A 24,016-nucleotide genomic window follows, 5' to 3' on the forward strand; every position below is an offset into this window, starting at 1 on the left:
TTTTCTTTGACCGATCTTTTCTCCACCTCATCACGGATATTTCCATGCTGACACACCCTTCCGGCCGACGGGCGCTCTCCGTTCTTCTCGCATCGATCCTGCTTGCCGCATCGGCCCCGAGCCAGGCCCATGGGCCCACGCGCCAGAAGGTGAGCGAGAAAGTCACCATCGAGGCCCCGGCCGATGCCGTCTGGGCCAAGATCAAGAACTTCAACGCGCTGAAGGACTGGCATCCGGCCGTGGCCGACAGCGCGGCCGACAAGGGCAATGCCGAAGGCTCGGTGCGCACCGTCAAGCTCAAGGACGGCGGCACGCTCGTCGAAACGCTCGAGGGCTACGACGACGCGAAGATGAAATACAACTACCGCGCCAAGGACGGCGGCGCGCTGCCGGTCACCAACTACACCTCCGTGCTCTCGGTGGTGGCCGACGGCGGCAAGTCGGTCGTCGAATGGCGCGGCGCCTTCTACCGCGGCTACCCCAACAACGATCCGCCGCCGGACAAGAACGACGAAGCCGCCATCAAGGCCGTGACCGGCGTCTACCGCGACGGGCTCGCCCACCTCAAGAAGATGATGGAGTCGAAGTAGCCCGGCGCAGCGGGAACCACCATGGGCACCGAAGAACAACTCGAAGACTGGCGCCGCCTCGCGCTGCGCGTCGAAAGCGAAGTCGCGAAGGCGGTGATCGGCCAGGCCGAGACGATCCGCCTCATCAACGTGGCGCTGTTCGCGCGCGGCCACGTGCTGCTCGAGGGCGACGTGGGCGTGGGCAAGACCACGGTGCTGCGCGCCTTCTCGCGCGCCATCGGCGGCGACTTCGAGCGCGTCGAGGGCACGGTCGACCTGATGCCCGGCGACCTCGTCTATCACACCTATGTGGACGCCGAAGGCCGGCCGCGCATCGACCCGGGGCCGCTGCTGCGCCACGGCGAACGCCTGGTCACCTTCTTCTTCAACGAGATCAACCGGGCCCGGCCGCAGGTGCAGTCGCTGCTCTTGCGCGCGATGGCCGAGCGCACCGTGTCGGCCTTCGACCGCGAGTACAGCTTTCCGCACATGACGGTGTTCGCCGACCGCAACAAGGTCGAACGCGAAGAGACCTTCGAGCTGGCTTCGGCGGCGCGGGACCGCTTCATGTTCGAGCTGAACATGCCCAAGCCGGCCGACCGCGGCATCCGCCAGTCGCTGGTGTTCGACACCGCCTACCACGACACCGAAAGCCTGATCGACAAGGTGGCGCCCGCCATCCTGCCCTGGGACCGGCTCAACGCCATCGCCGCGCATGTGCAGCGCAGCGTGCGCGCCAGCGAGACCATCGAGCGCTATGTGCTCGACGTGTGGGAGGCCACCGAGGCGCCGCAGAAGTTCGGCATCCGGCTCGACGGCGTGGACATGGACCGCCTGATCCTGGCCGGCGCCAGCCCGCGCGGCATGAGCGCGCTGCTGCGCGCGGCACGCACCGTGGCCTGGCTCGAAGGCCGATCGCACCTGGAACCTGCCGACCTGGCGGCGGTGCTGCCCTCGGTGCTTGGGCACCGCGTCTTCTTCACGCCTGTGTACGAACTGCGGCGGGCGGAATTGTCTGAAGCGCTGGTGACGCAGATCATGGACAAGATCGCCGCCCCCTGATGCCATGGACCGCGTCGACGAATTCCACTACCAGCTGCCGCGCCGCTTCGGCGGCTGGCGCCCTGGCGCGCAGCGCGGCCTGAGCCAGGGCAGCGGGCAGGAATTTGCCGCGCACCGGCGGCTGTTCGACCACCCCGACCCGCGCCGCATCGACCTGCGCGCGAGCCTGCGCGAGGGCCGCGGCGACTGGCTGGTGCGCATCCACCGGCTGCGCGTGGCGATTCCGGTGCACGTGGTGGTCGACGTGTCGGCCTCAATGCACTTCGGCGCCGAGCGGCGCAAGCTCGACGTGGTGGCCGACCTGGTCGAGGCGCTGGGCTACAGCGCGTTTCGCGCCGGCGACACCGTCGGCCTGCTGGCCTTCGACCAGCGCGAGCGCGAAGATCTTTTCGTGCCCGCGCGCCACAGCCGCGGCAACGGCAGCCTGATGGCGCGGATGCTGCGCGAATGCGATGCGGCTTCCGGCGCGCCGCCCGCGGACGACAGCGCCCTCTCGGGCCTGCGCCGCGCCACCGAACGGCTGGTGGGCCGCGGCGGGCTGGTGTTTCTCGCGTCCGACTTCCACTGGCCGATCGACGCGCTCGGCGAGCTGCTCGAACAGTTCTCGCCCGCTTGCGTCGTTCCGCTGGTGGTCTGGGACCCGGCCGAAATCGAACCGCCCGACGCCCGCGCGCTGGTTGCCCTGCGCGACGCCGAAACCGGCGCGCGGCGCAGCCTGTGGATGCGCGATTCGCTGCGCACGCGGTGGCGCGAATCGGTCGCGGCCCGCCGCGCCGAACTCACCGCGCTGTTCAACGCACACGGCATGCCGCCCTTTCACCTGCAGGGCCGCTTCGACGCCGAGGCGCTCACGCGTTATTTCCTGGAGACGGCGGCATGAGCCTCGTTCATGCCGCTGTACTGGCGCTGGTGCTGGCCGCCCTGCCCGCCGGTTTTTCACGCGCCGCCGATCCCGCCACGCCGGCCGCAGCCACCGCCGTCACCATCGAGCAGCCGCGCAGCTTCGGCCATGTGCTCGGCGACGTGCTCACGCAGCGCGTGCTGCTCGAACACCAGGGCCGGCCGATCGAGCCCGGCGCACTGCCCACCGCGGCGCGCATCGATCTCTGGCTCGAACGCAGGCCGTCGCGCATCGAGACCGATGCGCAAGGCAAGCGCTGGCTCGCCGTCGAATACCAGGTCATCAACGCCCCGCGCGCGCTGGCCGCCATCTCGCTGCCGGCCCTGACGATCGCCACCGCCTCGGGCCCCGCGCTCGCGCTGCCGGCCTGGCCGGTCAGCATCGGGCCGCTGGCGCCGGCGGAAGCCTTCGGCCAGGGCGACCTGCAGCCGCTGCGGCCGGACCGCCCGGTCGCGGCACTTGCGACCTACCCCATCGAACAGCATCTGAAGTTCTCGCTGCTTGCGCTGCTCGCGGTGCTGCTGGCCTGGCTCGCATGGTGGGCCTGGCGCAACATGCGCGAGGCGCAGCAGCTTCCGTTCGCGCATGCCTGGCGCGAGCTCAGGCGCATCGACGATCCCGCGAGCCCCGAGGCATGGCGCGTGCTGCACCGCGCGCTCAACCGGAGCGCCGGCCGCGTCGTGCACGGCGCCAGCCTGCCGCAGCTGCTGGCCGACGCACCCTACCTGCGTCCGCTGCAGCCGCGGCTGGAAGATTTCTACCGCGAATCGACCCGGCGCTTCTTCTTCGCCGAAAGCACTGCCGCACCGGCCGAGGCCCAGGCCGCCTATCCGCTCAAGCCGCTGTGCCGCGCGCTGCGCAACGCGGAAAAGCGCCACCGGCATTGACCGGCGGACAAAAGCCATGCGCGTCGACCTCGCCCAGCCCTGGATGCTCGTGCTGCTGCCGCTTGCGCTGCTGCCGCTCTTGCGCAAGCGAAGCGACACGCTGGGCTTCTCGTATGTGGCCTGGCTGCCGGCCGACCGCGTCGGCCGCCTCGTCGGCTTTCTGTGGCGCGCGTTCGCGGTCGGCGCCATGGCCTTCACGGTGCTCGGGCTCGCGGGGCCAGGCCAGTCGGGCGCCGTGGTAGAGCGCGCCGGGCGCGGCGCCGAGGTGCTGATCCTGATGGACCGCAGCAGCAGCATGGATGCGACGGTGCACACCAACGGCCTCAAGACCGCGGGCCGCATGTCGCAGGAGCCCAAGGCCAAGGTCGTGCGCGACCTGCTGAGCGAATTCGTCGCCAAGCGGCCCGACAACCGCTTTGCCTTCATGACCTTCAGCACGGTGCCGATCGCGGTGGTGCCGTTCACGCAGAAGACCGACACCGTGCAGGCTGCGCTTGCCGCCACCGCCATTGGCCGCGGCCTGCCCGAAACCCGCATGGGCGTGGCGCTGCTCGCCGCCATCGAGGAATTCGAAGGCCGCAGCTATTCGGGCAGCCGCGTGATCCTGATCGTGTCGGACGGCGGGGCCCAGCTCGACGAGCCGACGCGACAGCGCGTCCACGCCGGGCTCGCGCGCGAGAAGATCGGCCTGTACTGGATCTACGTGCGCAGCGGCCCCAATTCGCCCAACCTCAACACCGAGACGGTCTCGGCCTACGGCCTTGGCGAGGAACTGGCGCTGCACCAGTTCTTCAAGACGCTGAGCACGCCCTACCGGCTCTACCAGGTGGACGATTCCAATGCCATGGCCGCCGCCATGGCCGAGATCGACCGGCAGCAGAATTTTCCGCTCACCATCCATGAGCGGGTCCCGCGGCGCGACCACGGCGCCGCGTTCTACCTGGCAGCCATGCTGTGCTGCGCGGGCCTGCTCGCCTGCCGCGCCGTGCAGCTGCAGAGCTGGCGGAAAGAAACTTCCTCATGAAGCGACGCACGGTTCACCTGGTCTTCGGCGTGCTGAGCCTGTGCTGCGCGGGCGTGGCGCTGGAGCGCGGTCTGCGGCTGCGCCAGACAATGCACCTCAACACGGAGATCGCGCGCATCGCCGCCGCACCGGTCGGCAAGGACGCGGCGGCTGCGCCGATCTCGGCGCCGCGCGAACTGCAATTGGCGCAGGCACTGGCACTCTCGAAGGCCGGCGCGCACGACGCCGCGCTCAAGGGCTACGCGAGCCTGATCCAGGCCGGCGAGCGCGATCCCGTCGCGCGGCAGGCGCTGTTCAACCTGGGCAACATGTACCTGCGCCAGGGCATGGCGCAGGACGCCGGCGCGCTGCCGCTGTTCGAGCTCGGCAAGCAGCGGCTGCGCGACCTGCTGCGCGCCGCGCCCGAGGACTGGGACGCGCGCTACAACCTGGAGCGCGCGCTGCGGCTCGCGCCCGAGGACCAGGAAGCCTTCTCGGCCGAGCAGCAGCCGGCGCACGAGCAGCGCCGCGTGCGGGTGCCCGGCTTCGTTGCCGGAGACCTGCCGTGAAGCCGCCGCTGCCGCAGCAGTGGCACGCCGCCTGGCGGCGCGTCGGCGGCAGCACCGGCAGCTGGCCGCTGCTGCTGGCCCTGCTGCTGCTGGCGCTCGCCGTCTGGCCGCCGCGCGTGCAGCTGCAGCGGCCGGTGTTCAACTGGCAGGTCAGCTTCGACATCACGCAGAGCATGAACGTCGAGGATGTGGAGCTCGACCACGCGGCCGTGAGCCGCCTCACGCTCGCGCGCGCCGCCATGCGCGAGGTGCTGGGCGCATTGCCCTGCGGCTCCAAGGTGGGCTGGAGCGTTTTCGCGGACTACCGCTCGCTGGTGATCCTTTCGCCGGTCGAGGTCTGCAGCCACTATGAAGAACTGCTGGCTTCGCTCGAACGCATCGACGGCCGCATGCGCTGGGCCAACGCCAGCAACGTGAGCAAGGGCGTGACCTGGGCCGTGCGCGGCGCCCGCAGCGTGGGGCCCGACACGCATTTCGTCTTTATCAGCGACGGGCAGGAATCGCCGCCGCTGCGCATCAACGAGACACCGCCGATGACGGACATCAAGCCCGGCGAGGTCCAGGGCTGGCTGATCGGCGTGGGCGGCGACGTGCCGATGCCGATTCCCAAGACCGGCAGCAACGGCGAGCCCGCCGGCTACTGGCGCGCCGACGAGGTGGTGCAGGGCTCGGCCATCGGCAGCGCGCTGAACCACGAACATCTTTCCGAGCTCAGGCAGGACCATCTGCGTGCGCTGGCCGAACTGGTCGGCGTGAACTACCGGCGACTGAACACGCCCGAGGCCCTGAAGACCGCCATGCTGGACCGCCGCTACGCGCAGCATCTGCCGGCCGACGCAGACCTGCGGTGGATTCCCGCGCTGCTCGCGCTGCTGTTGCTGGCGTGGCGCTTCGCGCCGGATCTGGGCTGGCTGCGTGCGCGGCGCCCAGTGAAGCGAAAAGAAAAGGCCACCGGTCGCGGCGCGGCGCCGCGCGGCCTCACGCGTCCGGCGTGACGAGCGCCGCGGAGGAGAGCCGCCGCGAATTGGCGGGATCGCGGAACACCAGCGGATGCTCCGTCGGCGCCGCCGGATCGCGCGCGGCCGCGCGTTCCACCGCCTCGACCACGCGGTGGTGGTCCGGGCTCTTCGCACACACCGGGTCCGCGGCGGCCGCGTCCTGCGCCAGCAGGTAGGCCTGGCAGCGGCAGCCGCCCAGGTCCTGCTCGCGCTGGTCGCAGCTCGCGCAGGGCTCCTTCATCCAGCCGGTGCCGCGGTAGCGGTTGAAGCCTTCCGAATCGAACCAGATCTCGCGCAGGCTGTGCGCGTTCACGTTCGGGAATTCGAGGCCCGGCAGCATCTTGGCCGTGTGGCAAGGCAGCGCGGTGCCGTCGGGCGCCACGGTGAGGAACATGCTGCCCCAGCCGTTGACGCATTTCTTGGCCTTGCCCTCGTGGTAGTCGGGCGCCACGAAGAAGATGCGCATGCGCTCGCCGAGCCGCTTGCGCCAGGCGTCGGTCACCTCCTCGGCATGGCGCAGCTGCTCGTGCGTGGGCAGCAGCTGGTCGCGGTTGACGAAGGCCCAGGAGTAGTACTGGGTGTTGGCAAGCTCGAGGTACTCGGCACCCATCTCGTGCGCCATCTCGATGATGCGGTCGATGTGGTCGATGTTCATGCGGTGGATCACCACGTTCAGCACCATCGGCCAGCCCTGGTCCTTGATGATCTTCGCCACCCGGTTCTTGAGCTCGAAGGTCTTGGTGTGCGAGAGGAAGTCGTTCATCTCGCGCGTGGAGTCCTGGAACGACAGCTGCACGTGGTCCAGGCCCGCGGCCTTGAGCGCGGCGGCGCGCTGCGCCGTGAGGCCCACGCCCGAGGTCAGCAGGTTGGTGTAGTAGCCCAGGCGCGCGGCCTCGGCAATGATGATCTCGAGGTCGTCGCGCAGCAGCGGCTCGCCGCCCGAGAGGCCGCACTGCACCGCGCCGAGCTCGCGGCCTTCGCGCAGCACGCGCAGCCAGTCCTCGGTGCCCAGTTCGTTCTCCTGCTGCGCGAAGTCGACCGGGTTGAAGCAGAACACGCAATGCAACGGGCAGCGGTAGGTCAGCTCGGCCAGCAGCCAGAGCGGCGGCCCGGGGCGCGGCGGCGCGGTGGTGGTCATGCGGGGTCCCAGCGCAGCCAGTTCTGCTGCGCCGCCATTTCGACGAAGCCGCGCACCTCGGGTTCGAGCCCGGTGGTGTCGAAGGCCTGCTCCAGGTCGGCCACGATGGCGGCGACGCTGCGCTCGCCGTCGCAGCGCTTCATGATCTCGCCCGCGCTGCCGTTGAGCCGCACCATGCCCTCGGGGTAGAGCAGCACATGGCATTCCTGGGCAGGCTCCCACTGCAGGCGGAAACCGGGGCCGACGCGGGGTTTGCTTTCGGCGCTGAGCATGGTCTTGTTCGCGGTCATGCGCCGTTCACGCCGTAGCGCGTCGCCATTGCGTCGTTCATGGCCCAGAGGATGTCGAGCTTGAACTGCAGTATTTCGAGCGCGCGCTCCTGCAGCGCGCGGGTGTCGAAGTGGTCGAGCGTGATGGCCAGGCCCTGCTCCACGTCGCGCCGCGCCTGGCTCACGCGGTTGCGGAAGTAGTCGAGGCCCGCCGATTCGATCCACGCATAGTGCTCGGGCCACGTGGCCAGGCGCTGCTTGTGGATCTCGGGCGCGAACAGCTCGGTGAGCGAGGAGCACACGGCCTCCTGCCAGGGCGCGCGGCGCGCGAAGTTCACGTAGGCATCGACCGCGAAGCGCACTGCCGGCACCACGTGGCGCAGGTCGCGCACTTCTTCGCGCGTGAGTCTGACGGCCTCGGCCAGCCGCAGCCAGGCCTCGACGCCGCCTTCGTCCTTGATGCCGCCGAGCTCGAAGCCGTCGTGGTCGAGGATGCGCTGCACCCAGCCGCGGCGCACCTGCTGGTCGGGGCAGTTCGAGAGCACGGCCGCGTCCTTGATCGGAATCGCGATCTGGTAATAGAAGCGGTTCGCCACCCAGCCGCGGATCTGCTCGGGCGTGGCCCGGCCGCTGTTGAGCATGACGTTGAACGGATGGTGGATGTGATAGCTGCGGCCGCGCTCGCGCAGCTTGGCCTCGAACGCCTCGCGACTCCATGCCGGGGCGGCTTTGTCGCTGCCTGTTGCAGGGCGTGGTGAATCTTGGATCCTGTCGGCGTGCATGGCGAAGCTCGGTGCCTTTTATCAGAGTTGGATCGTCATCCCGTCCTCGCAGGGCTCGATGCCTGCGCGCCGCAGCGCCGCATGCTCATCGGAATCTTCGTCGAGGATGGGGTTGGTGTTGTTGATGTGGATCAGCATGCGCCGCGCGGTGGTGGCGGGCAGCTTCGACAGCCATTCGATCATGCCGCCCTCGCCCGACTGCGGCAGGTGGCCGATTTCGCGCGCGCGCTTACTGCCCACGCCCAGGCGAAGCATCTCGTCGTCGGTCCAGAAGGTGCCGTCGACCATGACCGCATCGGCGCTGGCCATGGCGTCGAACACGGGCGGCGTGATGGCGCCCAGGCCCGGCGCGTAGAACAGGCTCTTGCCGCTCCTGCGGTCGAGGATGGTCACGCCGATGTTGTCGCCCGACACCTGCTGCTCGCGGTGCGGCGAGTACGGCGCGGCCTTGCCGGTCAGCGCCAGCGCGCGAAAGCTAAGACCGGGCACGCCGGGCACTTCGAAGGCGTGGCCGTCCAGCGTGATCGCGTGGCGCGCCACGCCGCAGTAATGCGACAGCACGCGCAGCACGGGATTACCCTCGCTCAGGTCTTCGGCCACCGGGTCGGTGCACCACAGTGGCAGCGGCGTGCCACGCTCGCGCAGCATGAAGAGGCCGGTGGCATGGTCGACCTGGCCGTCGATCAGCACCACGCCCGCAATCGCGGTGTCGCGCATCGCGCGTGCCGGCTGCAGGATGGGGCTGCTGCGGATCTGCTCGAGGATGTCGGGCGATGCATTGAACAGCACGCCGTCCTCGCCCTCCTCGGGGCGCACGAAGATCGACGACTGCGTGCGCGGCTTGGCGCGCACCGTGCCGCTGCGCACGCCGGCGCAGTTGGGACAGTTGCAGTTCCACTGCGGAAAGCCGCCGCCAGCGGCCGAGCCCAGGACGGTGATGCGCATCGGGAAATGAAAAAAGAAGAAAGACGCAGGGGCTCTAAACAACCCGCCCCGGGAGTACCGGGGCGGGTTGCGGCGAGGCGCAGTTCAGCGGGCGCTGACGTACATCGTGATCTCGAAGCCGAAGCGAAGATCGGTGGCCGTTGGGGTTTCCCACTTCATAGGGTGTCTCCTGCAAGGTTGCACAGCGCCATGTGGCGGCTGCGGGAACTTCGTGTGCTCCGGTACCCATCTTGAACCCATGAACCACCGACACCCAGCCATGAAATCATGATTCGCACTTCATGATTTTCATGAATAGCGGCTACAGGGCCACCGCGTACCATCGCCCTCGTGCTTCCCAACGGCCTGTACCCCGAATCTTCCCCCTGGCGCACCCACGCATTGGAGGTGCCGCATGGCCATGTTCTGCATGTAGAAGAAGGTGGCAATCCGGAAGGCATCTGCGCCGTGATCCTGCACGGCGGGCCGGGCTCGGGCAGCTCGCCGCTGCTGCGGCGCTTCTTCGATCCGGCGCGCTACCGCGTGATCAGCATCGACCAGCGCGGCGCCGGCCGAAGCCGCCCGCGCGGCGCGACGGCGCACAACCGCACGGCCGACCTGCTCGACGACCTGCGCCGCGTGCGCGAACAACTCGGGGTGCGGCGCTGGCTGGTGGTCGGCGGCTCGTGGGGCGCCACACTGGCGCTGGCCCATGCGGTCTCCGAACCGCAAGCGGTGGCGGCGCTGCTGCTGCGCGCGGTGTTCCTGCCGAGCGCCGAGGAGATCGACGCCTTCTTCCAGGACAGCGCCGGCCGCGCACCCGCCGCGTGGGCGCAGTTCGCGTCGGTGGCACCGGCCGGCGAGCGCCACGACATGCTGGGCTTCCTGGCTCGCGGGCTGCAGCAAGCGCCGACCGATGGCGTCCACCAGCTCACGCTCGCCTGGTGGCGCTGGGAGCAGACGCTGGCGCGCGGCGCGGGAGCCGCAACCAGCGAGCCGCCGGCCGCTCAAGCCGAACCCGAGGGCGAAACGCTCGACGCACTGGTCGACCGCTACCGCGTGCAGAGCCACTACCTGCTGCACCGCTGCTGGCTCGATGCGCCCCCGCTGCTGGACCGCCTGGCCGCACTGCCGCGCGTGCCCACCCTGCTGCTGCATTCGCGCGACGACCGCATCTGCGCGCCGCATGGCGCACAGGCGGTGCACGGCCGCATTGCGCACAGCCAGTTGCAATGGGTCGATGGCGCAGGCCACGATCCTGCGCACCCGGCCATGGCCTCCGCCATGGTCGCCGCGCTCGACGGCTACGCGCGGCACGGCCACTTCGGCGATGCGCCCACACCATGACGCTGCGCCTGAAGATCAACCTGATCGTCAGCCTGCTGACGATGCTGTTCGTCGCAGCCATGCTCGCGCTGCAGATGCGCGCCATGCGCGAATCGGTGCACGAGGAAGTGGTGGCGGCCAACCGCGTGGCCGCGCAGCTGCTGAACCGCACCGCCTGGCTCTATGCGGCCCAGGGCACGCCGGCCATGCTGTCGTTCCTGCAGGGCGTCGGGCGCGTGCGCTCCAACGACATCACGCTGCTCGATGCCGACGAACATGTGCTCTACAGCTCGCCCAACTCGGTCTACAAGGCCGGCCGCGATGCGCCCGACTGGTTCGACCGCCTCGTCTCGCCGCCGCCGTCGCAAATGTCGATCGCCTTTCCCGGTGGCAAGCTGATGGTGAGTTCCAACGCGTCGCGCGCCGTGCTCGATGCCTGGGACGACTTCGTGCTGCTGACGCTCAGCGCGCTGGGCCTGCTGGCGATCGTCAACGCGGGCGTGTTCTGGCTCGTGGGCCGCGCGACGCGCCCGTTCGCGGACATCGTGCACGCGCTGAACCAGCTCGAGAGCGGGCGCTTCGATGTTTTTCTGCGCGCCCTGCCCGGCACCGAGGCGGCGGCCATCGGCGCCGCCTTCAACCGCATGGTCGGCATGCTGCAGCAGCACATCGAAACCGAACGGCGCGCCGTGCGCGCCGAGAGCCGCCTGTCCGAAAGCCGCGAGCTGGGCCGCTGGGTCGACCAGAAGATCGAGCAGGAGCGCCGTCTCATTGCCCGCGAACTGCACGACGAGCTGGGCCAGTCGGTCACCGCGATGCGCAGCATGGCCCTGTCGATCGCGCAGCGCGTGCAGGCGCTCGATCCGCAGTCCGAGCAGGCGGCGCGGCTGATTGCCGAGGAGTCGGGCCGGCTCTACACGGCCATGCACGGCATGATCCCGCGCCTGACGCCGCTGGTGCTCGACAAGTTCGGGCTGGTGGCCGCGCTCGAGGACCTGGTCGAGCGAACCCGCAACAGCCATGGCGGCGTGCAGGTCGAGTGGCACCTGGAGATCGAGCTCGACCGCCTGCGGCTCGATACCGACACCGCGCTGGTGCTGTACCGCGCCGCGCAGGAAGGCATCACCAACGCACTGCGCCACGGCGAGGCGCACCGCATCGTGCTGGCCCTGCAGGGCGACGAACAGACGGTGAAGCTCACGCTGACCGACGACGGGCGCGGCCTGCCCGGCCCTGATGCCGCCAGGGAAACCAGCACAGGGCACTATGGCCTGCGTTGGCTGGCCGAGCGCATCGACAGCCTGGGCGGCGACCTGCGCCTTGAACCCGCCGCGCCCAGCGGCGCCCAATTGACGGTGCGCCTGCCCTTGCCGGCGGCCACAGCGGAGAACACATGACCACCCAGGCGATTCAGCCGATTCGAGTGATGCTGGTGGACGACCACGCGCTGGTGCGCATGGGCTTTCGCATGCTGCTGGCCGATGCGCAGATCGAGGTGGCGGCCGAAGCCGACACCGGCGAGCAGGCCTGCCAGGACTATCCGCAGGTGCGGCCCGACGTGGTGGTGATGGACCTGTCGATGCCCGGCATGGGCGGGCTGGAGGCGCTGCGCCGCCTGCTGGCGCACGACCCCAAGGCGCGCGTGCTGGCGCTGTCGGCGCACGAGGACACGATCCATCCGCGCCGCGTGCTGCGTGCCGGCGCGCTCGGCTACCTGGCCAAGCGCAGCGCGCCCGATGCGCTGATTGCCGCGGTGAAGGCCGTGGCGCGCGGCGACCGCTACATCGACGCCAACACCGCGCAGGCGCTGGCCACGGCCCAGATCGAGGGCGAGGCCAATCCGGCCGACCTGCTCAGCGAGCGCGAGTTCTCGGTCTTCATCCAGCTCGCGCGCGGCATGACGGTGGCACAGATTGCCAGCACGCTGAACCTTTCGCTCAGCACCGTGGGCTCGCACCTGTACCGCGTCAAGCAGAAGCTGGGCGCCACCAACCAGGCGGAGCTCACCTGGGTGGCGCTGCGCTGGGGGCTGATCCAGGTCTAGCTAGCCGCCCGGCGGCGTCCGTTCGATGATCGGCCAGCCGGCCTCGACGGCCCGCGCCCGCAGGCGATCGTCGGGCGCCACCGCCACCGGATCGGACACGGCACTCAGCAGCGGCAGGTCACTGGCCGAATCGGAATAGAACCACGATTGCTCGAGCGCATCGAGCCGCGTGCCGCGCGTGGCGAGCCACTGGTTCACATGCATCAGCTTGTGCACGCCGTAGCACGGGTCGCCGTCGATGCCGCCGTCGAGCGTGTCGTCGATCACCAGCGAGCGCGTCGCCAGCACGTCGGCCACGCCGAACACGCGGCCGAAGGGCTCGGCGATGAAGCGGGTGGTGGCGGTCACGATGGCGCAGACGTGGCCTGCGTCCTGGTGCCGGCGCACCAGCGCGCGCATCGGCTCGGGCACCTGCGGCGCGATCTCGGCTTCGAACTCCGCCGCCCACTGGCGCAGCGCGGCCATGCCGAAGCTTGCGAGCGGCGCGACGCTGACCCGATGCAGCGCGTGGATGTCCAGCGTGCCGTCCACGTACTGCTGGCAGTAGCCCAGGTAGACCGTCTCAGCGTCGGCCGGCAGCACGCCGCGCGCCACCAGGAAGCGCGTCCAGGCCATGCCGCTGTCGAACGGAATCAGCGTGTGGTCCAGGTCGAACAGCGCCAGCTTCATCGGCAAGCCCGGTCAAGCGAGGGGCGGGCCCGGCCACTCAAGCAGCGGCCGCCTCGTGCGGCTGCGCTTGCCGAACCAGCTGCGCCGGCAGCACGCCGCGCAGCGCATTGCACACCACGAGCTTCTGCGCGCCCTCCAGGTCTTCACGGGACAGGCTGCGTTCGGTGGCCTCCCAGATCGAGTCTTCGATCAGCACGCCGCGCATCACGCCGGGCAGCGCGCCATCAGCCACAGGTGGCGTCCACCAGCGTCCGCCGATGCGCGCGAACACCGTGCTGCGCCCGCCTTCGACAAGCCGGCCGTCTTCGGTGAAGAACAGGCTGTCGAAGGCCCCGGCGCGTTCGGCCGCGCGCACGCCGGCATCGTAGTGCTGGCGCACGGTGGTCTTGTGGGCGGCCAGCGGGTTCGCATTGGGCAGCCGCTGGTCGGCGATCAGCAGCTTCACTGCGCCCGGGGGCAAGGGCGGCAGCGGCGAATGCGTGATGCCGATGCGCCCGCCGTGCGCCAGCGCGAGCCGCAGGCGCGAGGGCCGACCGAGCGCGAGCGCGGGCAAGGTTTCCCGCAGCGCCTGCATCGCGGCATCGCGGTCGAGCCGGAAGCCCAGCACGCGTGCGCTGTGCGCCAGCCGCGCGAGGTGCCGGTCCAGGTAGCGGATGCCCTCGCCGGGCGTGGCCAGCATGGTCTCGAAGAGCTCGAAGCCGGGATCGAGCGCGGTGAGAAAGCGCGCCTTGAGCAGGCATTCCTCGAACTCGTCGGCCGCCATGCTGTCCTGCACGATGCCCGCGCCAATGCCCAGCCGCAGCGGGCGCAGGCCCTTCTGCTGCGCGCCCAGCGTGAGGGTGCGGATGGCGACCGACAGGCAGAAGTCGCCGATGGCCGCGCCCTCTGCCGGCGCATCGACCCAGCCGATCGCGCCGCAGTAGAGGCCGCGCGGCGTGCTTTCGAGTTCGCCGATCCATTCCATGGTGCGGTGCTTGGGCGCGCCCGTGATGGAGCCGCAGGGAAACACCGCGCGCAGCAGTTCGGGCATGCCGACGCCGGTGCGCAGCCGTGCCTGCACGGTCGAGGTCATCTGGAACACCGTGGCATAGGGCTCGATGGCAAAGAGCGTCGGCACCTTGACGGAACCGATCTGCGCCACGCGGCCGATGTCGTTGCGCAGCAGGTCGACGATCATGACGTTCTCGGCGCGGTTCTTGGCGTCGACCGAGAGCCGGCGCGCCATCTCGCTGTCGCCCTCGGGCGCATCGGCGCGGGCCGCGGTGCCCTTCATGGGACGCGCGGTGAGCACGCCTGCATCGTGGCGCAGGAAGAGTTCGGGCGAGCACGAGAGCACGTGGGTGATGTCGCCCTCCCCCGTCTTCGAATGGCCTTCGGGCAAGGCGATCAGCGCGCCGAAGGCCACGGGCTGCCGCTCGCGCAGGCGCCGGTACAGCGCCACGGGCGATCCGTAGCCCTGGCCCTGCAGCCGGTAGGTGAAGTTGACCTGGTAGGTCTCGCCCGCGGCGATGGCGCCGTGGATGCGCGCGATGGCTTCGGTGAAGGCCGGCTCGTCGATGCTGGGCTGCAGGTCCATCACGCCGACGGGCTGCGGCGGATTGGCCTCGCTCGCCTCGGTCTGCTCCAGCCAGCTGGCAACCTCGTCCGACGAAAGCATCGCGCAGTCGCTGAACATCAGCACGCGCAGCGCCGAGGCATCGTCGGCCGCCAGCCGCGTATGCCCCGCGCGCTGCAGCCTGGCGCCCCATTCGTAGTCGGCCAGCAGCACCGCGTGCAGGCCCTGCCGCAGGTCGGCATCGACGCGCGCCCAGGCCGCATCGAGCTCGGCCGGGTCGGTGCAGCGGTGCTCGCGCACGAACCCGGTGTGCAGCCGGCTGGTGGGCCGCGCGGGGGTCGAGCCGCAGTCGTCGAGGAGCGCGAACGAAGGCAAGGTCAGCTCCAGTCGTCCATGTCGTGCTTGATGCGGTGGCGGTTGGCGATCAGCTCGTCCACCGACGGCTCGTTGTTCAAGGCGCGCCGGATCGCGAGCTTGGTGGCTTCGTAGTTGGTGCGGTACATGTCTTTCTTGTCGAGGTTCTGGTCCTTGGCGCAGCGCGGATCGATCCACACCAGGCTGATGATGCACAGCGTGTTGGCATGTTCCCGGGGAATGATGCCATCGATCAGGCAATCGACCACCGCATCGGCCGTTGCGCTTTGCACCACGCCGCCGAACAGGTCGATATTGGCCACGTCCTTCAGCGTGACCTTGGGCACCATGATGGTCGCGGGCCGCACGAGCTGGTTGCAGGCGCGGATCGCGAACATCGCGGTGTGGCCCTTGCTCTGCGCCATCATGTTGGCAAAGGCCTGGCCCACGGGACCGTCGGTCGCGCCGATCAGGATCTCGGGCATCGCGTCGGTGAACTGGCCCTCCTTGGCAAGGACGGTGGCTTCGCCGGCGTGGAAAAGATAGGGATGCGTCATGGAAAGGAATTCAGGAGTGGTTTGAAGAAAAGTCCGGGACGGGTCACGGGCACAGGATGAGTTCGCCCTTGCCGTCCGCTGAAAGATCGCCCAGGTGACGTTCGATGCGGCGTGCAGGCAAGGCCGCAAAAGCTCCGCCGTGGCGCGCGAGATCTCGCGCCAGCAGGGCCCAGAACACCGGCGTTGCGGTCCGGTTCGGCACAAAGGTCAATGCCGCCTCGATGCCCGCCGGCAGCGCCGCGCCCGGTGCTGCAAAGACGATGCTGCCGCGGCGCATGCCGTAGCCCGCATGCGCGCCGGCCTGGCCGCCCACGGCGATGGTGCCCGCCACCATGCGCGAGCCCAGGAACGCGCCCGCATCGCCGTGGACCAGAGCGGACCCGCGGCGCATGCGGTCGCCGAAACGCTCGCCCGCATGGCCATGGACCACGAGGGTGCCGCCGCGCATGCCGTCCATGCTGCCGGGCAAGGTGCTGGCCGCGAAGTCGCCGACGTCGCCCTTCACGTCGATGCGGCCGCCGGCCATTTCGCAGGCGGCCAGCAGGCCGGTGCTGCCATCGATCTGCAGCGCGCCGCCGCGCATGCAGCCGCCGGCATAGTGGCCCGCATCGCCTTCGACGCGGATGCGCCCGCCGTCCATCTGCCAGCCGATGCGGTCGAAGCGCCCGAGATCGCCTTCGAAGCGAAGCACGCCCTCTTCCGTGCCCGGCGCAACATCGAACAGCTCGGCCAGCGGCAGCATCGCGTTGCCATGGCCCACGCGCAGCTGCCCGATCTGCGCAGCCGAGAATTCCGCCAGCGCCGCCGGCGTGATGCCCCGCAGATCGACACGCAGCGCAGGCGCCTGCCGCAGCCTGAAGTGCCAACCGCTCATGGCGCATCTCCCGCCGCGCCCAGCAGCTTGTGCAGGTGGAAATGGAACGGCCCCAGCTTGCCGCCGTAGTTGCCGGCCGAAATCCGCAGCAGGCCGCCAGCCGGCCCGATGGCAATGGCCGCTTCCATGCCCACGCGCATGGCGGCGCCCACGTCGGCCTCGGTCAGGCCGTCGATCACGATTTCCATCACGCAGCCGATCTCCTGTGCGGAAGTTCCACCCGCCAGTTCGCTGTGTGCCACCAGCCCGACGAGGCTCGGGCAGAAGGCATCGTTGGTCGAGGCATTGAGGTTCGCATAGCGGCTTCCGACCTTCGAGCCCGATCGCACCACGCCGCCCGGAAACGGCATCACCACGTTGGGCAGCCGCTTCATCGCCGCCACCGCGGCCTCGGCGGCGGCCAGCGCGGCATCGGTATCGCGCGCGAGCAGCAGCAGGTTGCCGCCGCCCACGGCCTTCACCACGGGCGTGTCTTCCTGCGCGACGAACTCGCCGTCCATCACCGGCACGCGCCAGTAGCGCACGCCGTCGATCACCTTGGAGATCTGCCAGCCGTCGCCGAAGAAGCGCAGGTTCTTGCCGAGCGCGGCCACGTCGCTGCCGGGCGCGCCGCGCGGCAGGCCCGCGAACACCGCGGTGGTCGGACAGGTCAGCACGCACTGGCCGACGCGGCGCTCGAGCTGCTTGCCGAGCTCCTTGCCCGACATCGAGAACATCAGCACGCTCACGCCGGGCCGGCCGTCGGGCGATTCGTCCGGCAAGATCTCGCGTTCGATGCCGGCCTCGCAGCCGCAGGCGATCACCGAAGTTGCGAAGCCGGTGGCCGACACCGCCGCATGGCGCGCCCACGCCATGTTGTGCGCCGTGATGAGGATGCGCGTGGCCTTCATCGGAAAGGCCTCGGCAAAAGTTTCGTCGATGACGACGCCGTTGCGCTCGAGGGCCTTCACGACGACGACTCCTCAAAGCACTCGGCCGGCAGCAGGCGCCCACCGTTGCAGCACTGGCACAGCTCGTCGTGCCCGATGGCGATGTGGTCGAAGTTGACCGAGCCCTGCGCCGCAAGATGCCGGCGCAGCCGCTTCTCGATGCCGCGGTCGTAGTCGGGTGCAACGAAGTGCGTGCCGCCCACCGGCGCCGCCGTGACGCGGCCGGCGCGCGAGACCAGCACGCCGTCCTTGAACACGTATTCGGGCGTTGCGAACATGGCTTCGCGGTCGGCGTTCTCGCGATACACCGCAATGTCGGCCGCGGCGCCCGCGCCCAGGTGGCCGCGGTCGCGCAGGCCCAGCAGCCGCGCGGGGCCGGCGCGGGTCATGATCGCGATCTCGTAGAGCGAGAGCTCGCGCGTGATCGAGCGCAGCGCGGCCTGCGCCGCCACTTCGGGGTGCAGCTTGGCGAGCTGTTCCTCGCGGAAGCTGCGGTCCATCAAGAGGCGGATCAGGTGCGGATAGCTCGTGAACGGGCCGCCGTTGGGATGGTCGGTGGTCAGCACCACGCGCCATGGATCGTCGACCAGCAGGAAGATCTCCAGCCCGATGACCCACTGCAGCGCGTTCACGTAGCTCTGCTCGCGGTAGCGGAACGGCACCACGCCGCAGCCGGCCTCGCATTCGATGTCGGCGCCGATCCACTTGCGCGGATCGGCCAGGCCCGACTGCGCATGCTGGCGCATGGTGTCGCCCGAGGCCGTGACGGTCTGGCCGAACATGATCTGGCCCACGTCGATGCTCACGTTCCTGTTCGCGTTCACCACCTCGGCGAGCTGCAGCGCGGCCGAGGAGAACTTCTTCGGGCCCTCGGTGCCATAGGCGTGGAACTGGATGTGCGTCAGGTGCCCCGGCAGTCCGTCGAGCGCGGCGATGGTGTCGAGCGTGGACTGGATGTTGCCGGCCACGCCCAGGTTGCTGCCGTGGATGTGCAGCGGGTGCGGCACACCAAGCTCGCGCAGCGCACGCGCCAGCGTGTGCACCACCTGCCGCGGCGTGACCTGCCAGTGCACATGGTTCTCATCGACGTCGAGCTTGCGCTGGTTGAACTTGAAGGCCGAGATGCCGCCCGGGTTCACCACCTTCACGCCCATCGCCTTGCTGGCATTGATGGTCCAGCCCGCGTAATCGCGGATGCGCTCGAAGTCCCAGCCTTCGGCCAGCATGCGCAAGAACAGCTCGTCGTTGCCGAGCATCACGTAGGCGCCGTGGTCGAGGATCGGCGTGTCGCCCATCTCCATGTGCGCGTGGCGCGCATTGCAGGCCATCATGGCCGGCTCGAAGGCCGCCGTGTAGCCCATCTCGACATAGCGGTAGCCGGTGGCCAGCGTGCCCGGCGTGCAGGTGCCGCACGAGGCCAGCTCGAGCAGGTTGTCGGGCAGCGCGATGGGGTTGGCGTTGGCGCGGTGGTCTTCGGGCAGCAGCATGCGCGCGAGGTTGACCTTGCCCCCGCCGATGTGGGTGTGCATGTCGATGCCGCCGGCCATCACGATGCAGCCGCCGATGTCGATCTCCTCGGTGGCGGCTTCATTCGGTGCGAGCTCGACCATGCGGCCGCCCTGCACGTACAGGTCGCGCACCTCGTCGCGGCCGTTCGCGGGATCGATCACACGGCCGCCGCGCAGGCGCAGTGTCGCCGTCATTGCACGTGCCCCTTCTTCAGCGCCTGCACCGCCTGCGTCAGCCGCCGGACCACTTCGCCCACGCTCGGCAGCCCGTCGTCGTACACGGGCCGCAGCGGCAGCAGCACCGAGCCGTCGGTGCGGAACAGATGGCCCGCGGAGCCGATGCCGGGGGTCGACACGGGAATGAACACCAGCTCGTGCGCATCCTGGGTCGCGCGCATTGCCGGATGGCCGAGCACGATGCGCGGCATGCCTGCGGCGGGCGGCGCGGGCTGGGGGCCGTAGCTCGACACCCACAGCAGCGTGTCGACCGCGCCATCGGCCAGCAGGCGCCCGGCATCGAAGCACAGCGGCTCATGCTCCAGGCCCAGCGGCCCGGCGCGCGAACGCAGCGGCAGGCCCGAGAGCCAGGCGAACACCTGGTTCACGGTGGAAGCGCCGTCGCCACCGCCCAGCGGCAGCGAGGCCGCGCGCGTGCTGCGGTTGAGCGTGGCGACGATGCGCTGGATTGCCTCGACGATCAACGCGCCCTGCGCCGGCAGCCGGCCCGATTCATACACCAGCACCGCATAGCGCGCTGCCTGCAGCCGCGCCGAAAGCGCCGCCAGATCGGCCGGCACGCGGGCATCGTCCTTGGAAACACGGCCCGCCACGAGCGCCGCGAGCAGGGCCACGGTATCGAACAGGTCGCCGTGCAGGGGCAGCGTTTCCACGGCCACGCCTTCGCGCTCCCCCACGCCGATGCGGCGGAAGAACTCCGGGTAGTGCGCCGCCGGCTCCTCGGTCATGCAGACGACCAGGTCGGCACGCGTCTTCGCTTCCGCCAGCGTGGTGCTGAAGCCGCCGCGGTCCTGCAGCGCGCGCAGGCCGTGCATCAGCGCCTGGCCCTGGGCCGGGTCGCAGATGGCGCCGGTTTCGCAGGCCAGCGCGTAGAGCGCCCGGGCGCCCGCGACATCGGTGCCGAGGCCGCCGAACAGCGGCTGGCGGCTGGCCGCGAGCAGCGAGGCGGCCTTGCCGATCGCCGTGTCCAGGTCGCAGTCCTGGCCGCCGGCCCGGGGCTGCGCCGCGCCGGCCGAGGCATCGAAATTGGCGAGCGCATCGCGCGCGCGCGGGCAGTCGCTGCCCACGAGCTTGAGCGGCGTGCCCAGCTCGACGCCGAAGGTGTCGCACAGCAGGGGGCAAAAGGGGCAGGTCCAGGGGGCATTGCCGGCTGGCGCGGCAGTGTCGGGTTGATTCATGGGCAGGCCACCACGCAAGCCATGTGCCATTCACCCGAAGGGCCGCCGCGCCTTGGGACCGGGCCCTGTTGACACACACGAAGTGAGACAGAGTGTTGCGCTTTTGGCGGTCAATGCGTGCCGGCAGGGGCCGGCGGCAGTGCAAGCGAGCCCGCCGGTGGATGGCACGGTTCGTGTGTACAGCGGGCTGATGGCACGCCTCACCCACCCTCGTCGCACCGGCTTCGGCAGATCAGCGGCGTACGCGTGGCAATTGCAGGTCGTGCAGCGCGCTGGCCACCAGCCAGGCATCGGCGCCGGCGGCGCTCGCACGCGCCAGGTCGTCCTCGCTGCGGATGCCGCCGGCACCGATCACCATGGCGCCCGGCGCCAGGCGCCTCACCTCCTGCAGCGTTTCCAGGTCGGGGCCGGCGCCGGAGCCGACGCGCTCCAGCGTCATCACGATCAGCCGCTTCGGCCACAGGTCCACCGCATCCCAGCAGCCGGCGGCATCGAGCCGCTGGCCGTCGCGCCGGTCCAGCGACAGCGCCGCCCCGGGGTCACCGGCGCCATCACCGGCCGTGGCCTCGAAACAGCGCTCCAGCGCCTCCCGCGAACGCAGCGATTCGCTGCCGAACACCAGCACGATGCGGGGCGCGTACGGCGCCAGCTGCTCGCGCAGCGCCTGGCCGGCCGATGCATCCGCCAAGCCGGCATCCAGCCACAGCTCGATGCCCGGCAGCGCCTGCAGCAGATCGGCCAGCACGCCGGCCTGCACCGCCCCGCCCTGCAGGGCATCGAGGTCGGCCACGTACAGCTGGCGCGCCGCGCAGTGCTCGCACAGGATGCGCGCCACCGTCACCGGATCGCTGCTGGCGCACAGCGCCGACACGATCGGCCGGTAGGCCTTGCGGTCGCCGCGCACGGCCCGCACCACCTGGCTGTTCAGCAGGTCGACGACAGGAATCAGGTTCAGTTCGGAAGTCATGGGAAAGATGGGGAAGAACCCGGAAAGTGGATGATGAAATGACCCAACGCGTTTTTGTTTACGAGTATCTCAGCGGCGGCGGCTGGAGCGACTATGGCGACGACACCGCAGCCGACGAGCTGCTGCCGCTGGGCCTGTCGATGCGCGATGCCATGGTGGCAGACCTGGTGCGCGCCGCCGATTGTTCGGTCTCCGCGGCAGTCTGCGAACCGGGGAACACCCTGCCTGCAGGCGCCGTGCCACTGCGGGCCCGCCCCAACGAATCGGCCTTCGACTTCGTCGCGCGGCAGAGCGCGCTGCACGACCTCGTGTGGCTGGTGGCGCCCGAGACGGACGGCCTGCTTGCGCGCTTCCAGCGCACCGTGGGCGATGCGCGCTGGCTCGGCTGCAGCGCCGAGGCCATCGAACTCACGGCCGGCAAGAAAGCCACGCTCGCACACCTGGCCGCGCACGGCGTGCAAACGCCGCTGGCCTTTGCCGATGCGCCCGACATCGCGCGCTGGGTGGTCAAGCCCGACGATGGCGCCGGCGGCGTGGCCACCCACGTGCACCAGCGCCACGCCGATGCGCTCGACGACCAGGCCACGCGCACGCAGGCCGGCGCCACCTTGACGCTCGAGCCCTGGATCGAGGGCGAAGCCCTGAGCCTCTCGCTGCTGTGCACGGAGCAGAATGCCGAAATGCTGAGCATCAACCGCCAACGCATTTCGATCGATGCGCACGGCAAGCTGTCTTTCGATGGCGTGAATGTCGATGCGGTGGGCCGCGGCGATCCGCGCCGGCATGACCTGGCCGCGCTGGCCATGCAGGTGGCGCGTGCCATCCCCGGGCTGCGCGGCTTCGCGGGCATCGACCTGGTCTGGCATCCGCAGCACGGGCCGGTGGTGATCGAGGTCAATCCGCGCGTCACCTGCGCCTATGTCGGGCTCTCGGCGGCGCTGGGCCGCAACCTGGCGGCGGAGCTGCTGGCGGACCGCCTGCACGGCGGCGGCACCCAAGAACGGGAACTTGCGCGTGCCGTCGCCTGAACGCACCACCATCGGCTGGGACATCGGCGGCGCCCATGTGAAGGCCTGCCTGCTGCAAGGCGGCGAGGTGGTCGACGTGGCGCAGTGGGGCTGTCCGCTCTGGCAGGGCCTCGACCATCTGGCGCGTGCGCTGCAGGCCGCAGGCACGCGCTGGCCCATGCTTGCGTCCGCACAGCATGCCGTCACCATGACGGGCGAGATGGTCGACCTGTTTCCCGATCGCGAAGCCGGCGTGCGCGGCATTGCCGCGGCACTGGCGGCCACCTTGCCCACGCGGCCGGGCGCGCTGCATTTCTTTGCCGGCGATGCGGGCTGGTGCACGGCGGCCGATGTCGCGCGGCACTGGGAGCACATCGCCTCGGCCAACTGGCTCGCGACCGCGCGGCATGCCGCGCTCGTGTTCCCCGAAGGCGTGCTGGTCGACATCGGCAGCACCACCACCGACCTGATCGCCTTCGGCAACCAGCGCGTGCTGACCACCAGCCGCACCGACGCCGAGCGCCTGGTGAGTGGCGAGCTGGCCTACCACGGCGTGGTGCGCACGCCGGTGTGCGCATTGACCCAGCGCATCGAATGGCGCGGCCAGGCAAGGCACGTGATGAACGAGTTCTTCGCGACCACGGCCGACGTCTACCGGCTGTGCGGCGAGCTCGACCCGGCGCACGACCTGCACCCCAGCGCCGACAACGCAGCCAAGAGCCTGCCGGCCACGCGCCAGCGCCTTGCGCGCATGGTGGGGCTGGACGAGCGCGATGCATCCGCTGAAGAATGGCTGGAGCTCGCGCGCGCCTGGCGCGCGGCGCAGGTCGAGGCCATCGGTGCGCAGTTGCGCCGCGTGCTGGCGGCGCATGCGCTCTCGCGCGATGCCGTGGTGGTGAGCGCAGGCTGCGGCGCCTTCCTGGTGCCTGGGCTGGCCGCCGTCGCCGCAGAGGGTGAAGGCGCGGGTGCCGTGCCGCGCCGCTTTGCCGCCTATGGCAGCGACGTGGCAAACGTCGCCCGCCATGCGCCCGCAGGCATCGCCGGCTGGGCGCAGGTGTGCGCGCCGAGCGTGGCGGTGGCCGCGCTGTTCGAAAGGGAGCACGACTGATGTGGGTGGTCAAGATTGGCGGCAGCCTCTGTGCCGACCCGGTGCTGCCGCAGTGGCTCGATCTGCTCACGCAGATCGGCGGCGGCCGCGTCACGGTGGTCTGCGGCGGCGGCACCTTTGCAGACGAAGTGCGGCGCGTGCAGGCGCACTGGCAGTTCAACGACCTGGCCGCCCACAACATGGCGGTGCTCGCCATGGCGCAGACGGCCTACCAGCTGCATGCGCTGAACCCGGCGCTGCAGCTGGCCGCGCGCAAGACCGAAATCCCCGAGCTGCTGCGGCGCGGAAAAACCGCGCTGTGGCTGCCGCTCGAACTGCGGCGCGACAAGCCGGACGGCCGCACCAGCTGGGACGCCACGTCCGACACCATCGCGCTCGACCTCGCCAAGCATCTCAATGCCGAGCAGCTGGTGCTGGTGAAGTCGTGCACCATCGATCCGCAGATGACGCTCAATGAGCTCGGCGATGCCGGCGTGGTCGACCAGCAGTTTGCCGAACGCTCCGGCGATGCGGCGTTTCCGATCACCCTGCTCCACAAGAACCAGCTCGCGACCATGCGTGCGCTGCTGCTGGGCGAGGCCACCTTCGCCCCGCGCTGAAG

26 protein-coding genes are annotated in these 24,016 nt (G+C 70.1%); 13 read left to right on the top strand and 13 right to left on the bottom strand.

Translation table 11 applies throughout. The features are described 5' to 3' along the window. The first annotated feature begins 44 nt into the window (after positions 1–44). From AC1DMS_RS04325 to AC1DMS_RS04355, 7 genes are read left to right on the top strand one after another with little or no spacing between them, the layout of a single operon-like run. Positions 45–590 (top strand): SRPBCC family protein, encoded by a 546-nt coding sequence (locus AC1DMS_RS04325; RefSeq protein WP_012748146.1) that lies wholly within the window; start codon positions 45–47, stop codon positions 588–590. A gap of 21 nt (positions 591–611) precedes the next feature. Next, complete coding sequence (locus AC1DMS_RS04330; protein WP_478080007.1) at positions 612–1,631, top strand: AAA family ATPase; 1,020 nt, start codon at positions 612–614, stop codon at positions 1,629–1,631. A 4-nt stretch (positions 1,632–1,635) separates the two neighbouring features. Further along, positions 1,636–2,511 carry a DUF58 domain-containing protein gene (locus tag AC1DMS_RS04335; RefSeq protein ID WP_478080008.1) on the top strand — a complete coding sequence of 292 codons (876 nt, stop codon included), beginning with the start codon at positions 1,636–1,638 and terminating at the stop codon, positions 2,509–2,511. Beyond that, positions 2,508–3,419, top strand: coding sequence for a calcium incorporation protein MxaA (locus tag AC1DMS_RS04340; RefSeq protein ID WP_478083337.1), 912 nt, complete (start codon positions 2,508–2,510; stop codon positions 3,417–3,419). Before AC1DMS_RS04335 ends, AC1DMS_RS04340 begins: the two co-directional genes overlap by 4 nt. Before the next feature lie 16 nt (positions 3,420–3,435). After that, on the top strand, positions 3,436–4,443 hold the full coding sequence (locus tag AC1DMS_RS04345; RefSeq protein ID WP_478079177.1) for a vWA domain-containing protein: 1,008 nt from the start codon (positions 3,436–3,438) through the stop codon (positions 4,441–4,443). After that, positions 4,440–4,991 (top strand): MxaK protein, encoded by a 552-nt coding sequence (locus tag AC1DMS_RS04350; RefSeq protein ID WP_478079178.1) that lies wholly within the window; start codon positions 4,440–4,442, stop codon positions 4,989–4,991. Before AC1DMS_RS04345 ends, AC1DMS_RS04350 begins: the two co-directional genes overlap by 4 nt. After that, positions 4,988–5,986: an MxaL protein gene (locus AC1DMS_RS04355; protein WP_478079179.1), complete on the top strand. Its 999-nt coding sequence runs from the start codon at positions 4,988–4,990 to the stop codon at positions 5,984–5,986. The genes AC1DMS_RS04350 and AC1DMS_RS04355 overlap by 4 nt, the downstream gene beginning before the upstream one ends. Here AC1DMS_RS04355 and pqqE read toward each other — a convergent pair. From pqqE to pqqA, 5 genes are all read right to left on the bottom strand, one after another. After that, complete coding sequence (pqqE, locus tag AC1DMS_RS04360; protein WP_478079180.1) at positions 5,970–7,127, bottom strand: pyrroloquinoline quinone biosynthesis protein PqqE; 1,158 nt, start codon at positions 7,125–7,127, stop codon at positions 5,970–5,972. The two genes, AC1DMS_RS04355 and pqqE, sit on opposite strands and share 17 nt — an antisense overlap. Continuing rightward, positions 7,124–7,417, bottom strand: coding sequence for a pyrroloquinoline quinone biosynthesis peptide chaperone PqqD (gene pqqD, locus AC1DMS_RS04365; RefSeq protein ID WP_018904577.1), 294 nt, complete (start codon positions 7,415–7,417; stop codon positions 7,124–7,126). The genes pqqE and pqqD overlap by 4 nt, the downstream gene beginning before the upstream one ends. Continuing rightward, positions 7,414–8,178, bottom strand: coding sequence for a pyrroloquinoline-quinone synthase PqqC (gene pqqC, locus AC1DMS_RS04370; RefSeq protein WP_478079181.1), 765 nt, complete (start codon positions 8,176–8,178; stop codon positions 7,414–7,416). The genes pqqD and pqqC overlap by 4 nt, the downstream gene beginning before the upstream one ends. A gap of 21 nt (positions 8,179–8,199) precedes the next feature. Continuing rightward, a complete protein-coding gene (pqqB, locus tag AC1DMS_RS04375; protein ID WP_478079182.1) occupies positions 8,200–9,123 on the bottom strand; it encodes a pyrroloquinoline quinone biosynthesis protein PqqB in 924 nt (307 codons plus the stop codon). Positions 9,124–9,207: 84 nt separating this feature from the next. Further along, entirely contained in the window at positions 9,208–9,282 is a 75-nt protein-coding gene (gene pqqA / locus AC1DMS_RS04380) for a pyrroloquinoline quinone precursor peptide PqqA (protein WP_010100094.1), read from the bottom strand. A 171-nt stretch (positions 9,283–9,453) separates the two neighbouring features. Between pqqA and AC1DMS_RS04385 the strand changes: the two genes are divergently transcribed. The 3 genes from AC1DMS_RS04385 to AC1DMS_RS04395 are packed head-to-tail and all read left to right on the top strand — an operon-like array spanning position 9,454 to position 12,472. Continuing rightward, positions 9,454–10,449: an alpha/beta fold hydrolase gene (locus AC1DMS_RS04385; RefSeq protein WP_478079183.1), complete on the top strand. Its 996-nt coding sequence runs from the start codon at positions 9,454–9,456 to the stop codon at positions 10,447–10,449. Then, on the top strand, positions 10,446–11,825 hold the full coding sequence (locus tag AC1DMS_RS04390) for a histidine kinase (protein ID WP_478079184.1): 1,380 nt from the start codon (positions 10,446–10,448) through the stop codon (positions 11,823–11,825). The genes AC1DMS_RS04385 and AC1DMS_RS04390 overlap by 4 nt, the downstream gene beginning before the upstream one ends. Further along, positions 11,822–12,472 (top strand): response regulator, encoded by a 651-nt coding sequence (locus AC1DMS_RS04395; RefSeq protein WP_018904583.1) that lies wholly within the window; start codon positions 11,822–11,824, stop codon positions 12,470–12,472. The genes AC1DMS_RS04390 and AC1DMS_RS04395 overlap by 4 nt, the downstream gene beginning before the upstream one ends. On the opposite strand, the gene AC1DMS_RS04400 is transcribed toward AC1DMS_RS04395, so the two are convergent. The 8 genes from AC1DMS_RS04400 to AC1DMS_RS04435 all read right to left on the bottom strand — a co-directional run bounded on the left by AC1DMS_RS04400 (position 12,473) and on the right by AC1DMS_RS04435 (position 21,300). Further along, positions 12,473–13,141, bottom strand: coding sequence for an HAD family hydrolase (locus AC1DMS_RS04400; RefSeq protein WP_478079267.1), 669 nt, complete (start codon positions 13,139–13,141; stop codon positions 12,473–12,475). Between the two features lie 37 nt (positions 13,142–13,178). Beyond that, complete coding sequence (gene pabB / locus AC1DMS_RS04405) at positions 13,179–15,071, bottom strand: aminodeoxychorismate synthase component I (protein ID WP_478083341.1); 1,893 nt, start codon at positions 15,069–15,071, stop codon at positions 13,179–13,181. Positions 15,072–15,073: 2 nt separating this feature from the next. After that, complete coding sequence (gene fae / locus AC1DMS_RS04410; RefSeq protein ID WP_319438318.1) at positions 15,074–15,607, bottom strand: formaldehyde-activating enzyme; 534 nt, start codon at positions 15,605–15,607, stop codon at positions 15,074–15,076. A gap of 43 nt (positions 15,608–15,650) precedes the next feature. Continuing rightward, a complete protein-coding gene (locus tag AC1DMS_RS04415; protein ID WP_478079186.1) occupies positions 15,651–16,481 on the bottom strand; it encodes a formylmethanofuran dehydrogenase subunit C in 831 nt (276 codons plus the stop codon). Further along, a complete protein-coding gene (gene fhcD / locus AC1DMS_RS04420; RefSeq protein WP_478079187.1) occupies positions 16,478–17,431 on the bottom strand; it encodes a formylmethanofuran--tetrahydromethanopterin N-formyltransferase in 954 nt (317 codons plus the stop codon). Before fhcD ends, AC1DMS_RS04415 begins: the two co-directional genes overlap by 4 nt. Continuing rightward, a complete protein-coding gene (locus AC1DMS_RS04425; RefSeq protein WP_478079188.1) occupies positions 17,428–19,113 on the bottom strand; it encodes a formylmethanofuran dehydrogenase subunit A in 1,686 nt (561 codons plus the stop codon). The genes fhcD and AC1DMS_RS04425 overlap by 4 nt, the downstream gene beginning before the upstream one ends. Then, complete coding sequence (locus AC1DMS_RS04430; RefSeq protein WP_478079189.1) at positions 19,110–20,333, bottom strand: molybdopterin-binding domain-containing protein; 1,224 nt, start codon at positions 20,331–20,333, stop codon at positions 19,110–19,112. The genes AC1DMS_RS04425 and AC1DMS_RS04430 overlap by 4 nt, the downstream gene beginning before the upstream one ends. A gap of 232 nt (positions 20,334–20,565) precedes the next feature. Further along, complete coding sequence (locus AC1DMS_RS04435) at positions 20,566–21,300, bottom strand: HisA/HisF-related TIM barrel protein (protein ID WP_478079190.1); 735 nt, start codon at positions 21,298–21,300, stop codon at positions 20,566–20,568. Between the two features lie 38 nt (positions 21,301–21,338). Here AC1DMS_RS04435 and AC1DMS_RS04440 point away from each other — a divergent pair, with 38 nt between their 5' ends. The 3 genes from AC1DMS_RS04440 to AC1DMS_RS04450 are packed head-to-tail and all read left to right on the top strand — an operon-like array spanning position 21,339 to position 24,014. Next, positions 21,339–22,328: an ATP-grasp domain-containing protein gene (locus AC1DMS_RS04440; RefSeq protein WP_478079191.1), complete on the top strand. Its 990-nt coding sequence runs from the start codon at positions 21,339–21,341 to the stop codon at positions 22,326–22,328. Beyond that, positions 22,315–23,415 carry a hydantoinase/oxoprolinase family protein gene (locus tag AC1DMS_RS04445; RefSeq protein ID WP_478079192.1) on the top strand — a complete coding sequence of 367 codons (1,101 nt, stop codon included), beginning with the start codon at positions 22,315–22,317 and terminating at the stop codon, positions 23,413–23,415. Before AC1DMS_RS04440 ends, AC1DMS_RS04445 begins: the two co-directional genes overlap by 14 nt. Beyond that, positions 23,415–24,014 (top strand): amino acid kinase family protein, encoded by a 600-nt coding sequence (locus tag AC1DMS_RS04450; protein ID WP_018904593.1) that lies wholly within the window; start codon positions 23,415–23,417, stop codon positions 24,012–24,014. The genes AC1DMS_RS04445 and AC1DMS_RS04450 overlap by 1 nt, the downstream gene beginning before the upstream one ends. Positions 24,015–24,016 lie beyond the last annotated feature (2 nt).

Source organism: Variovorax sp. 05T418, from assembly GCF_056396385.1.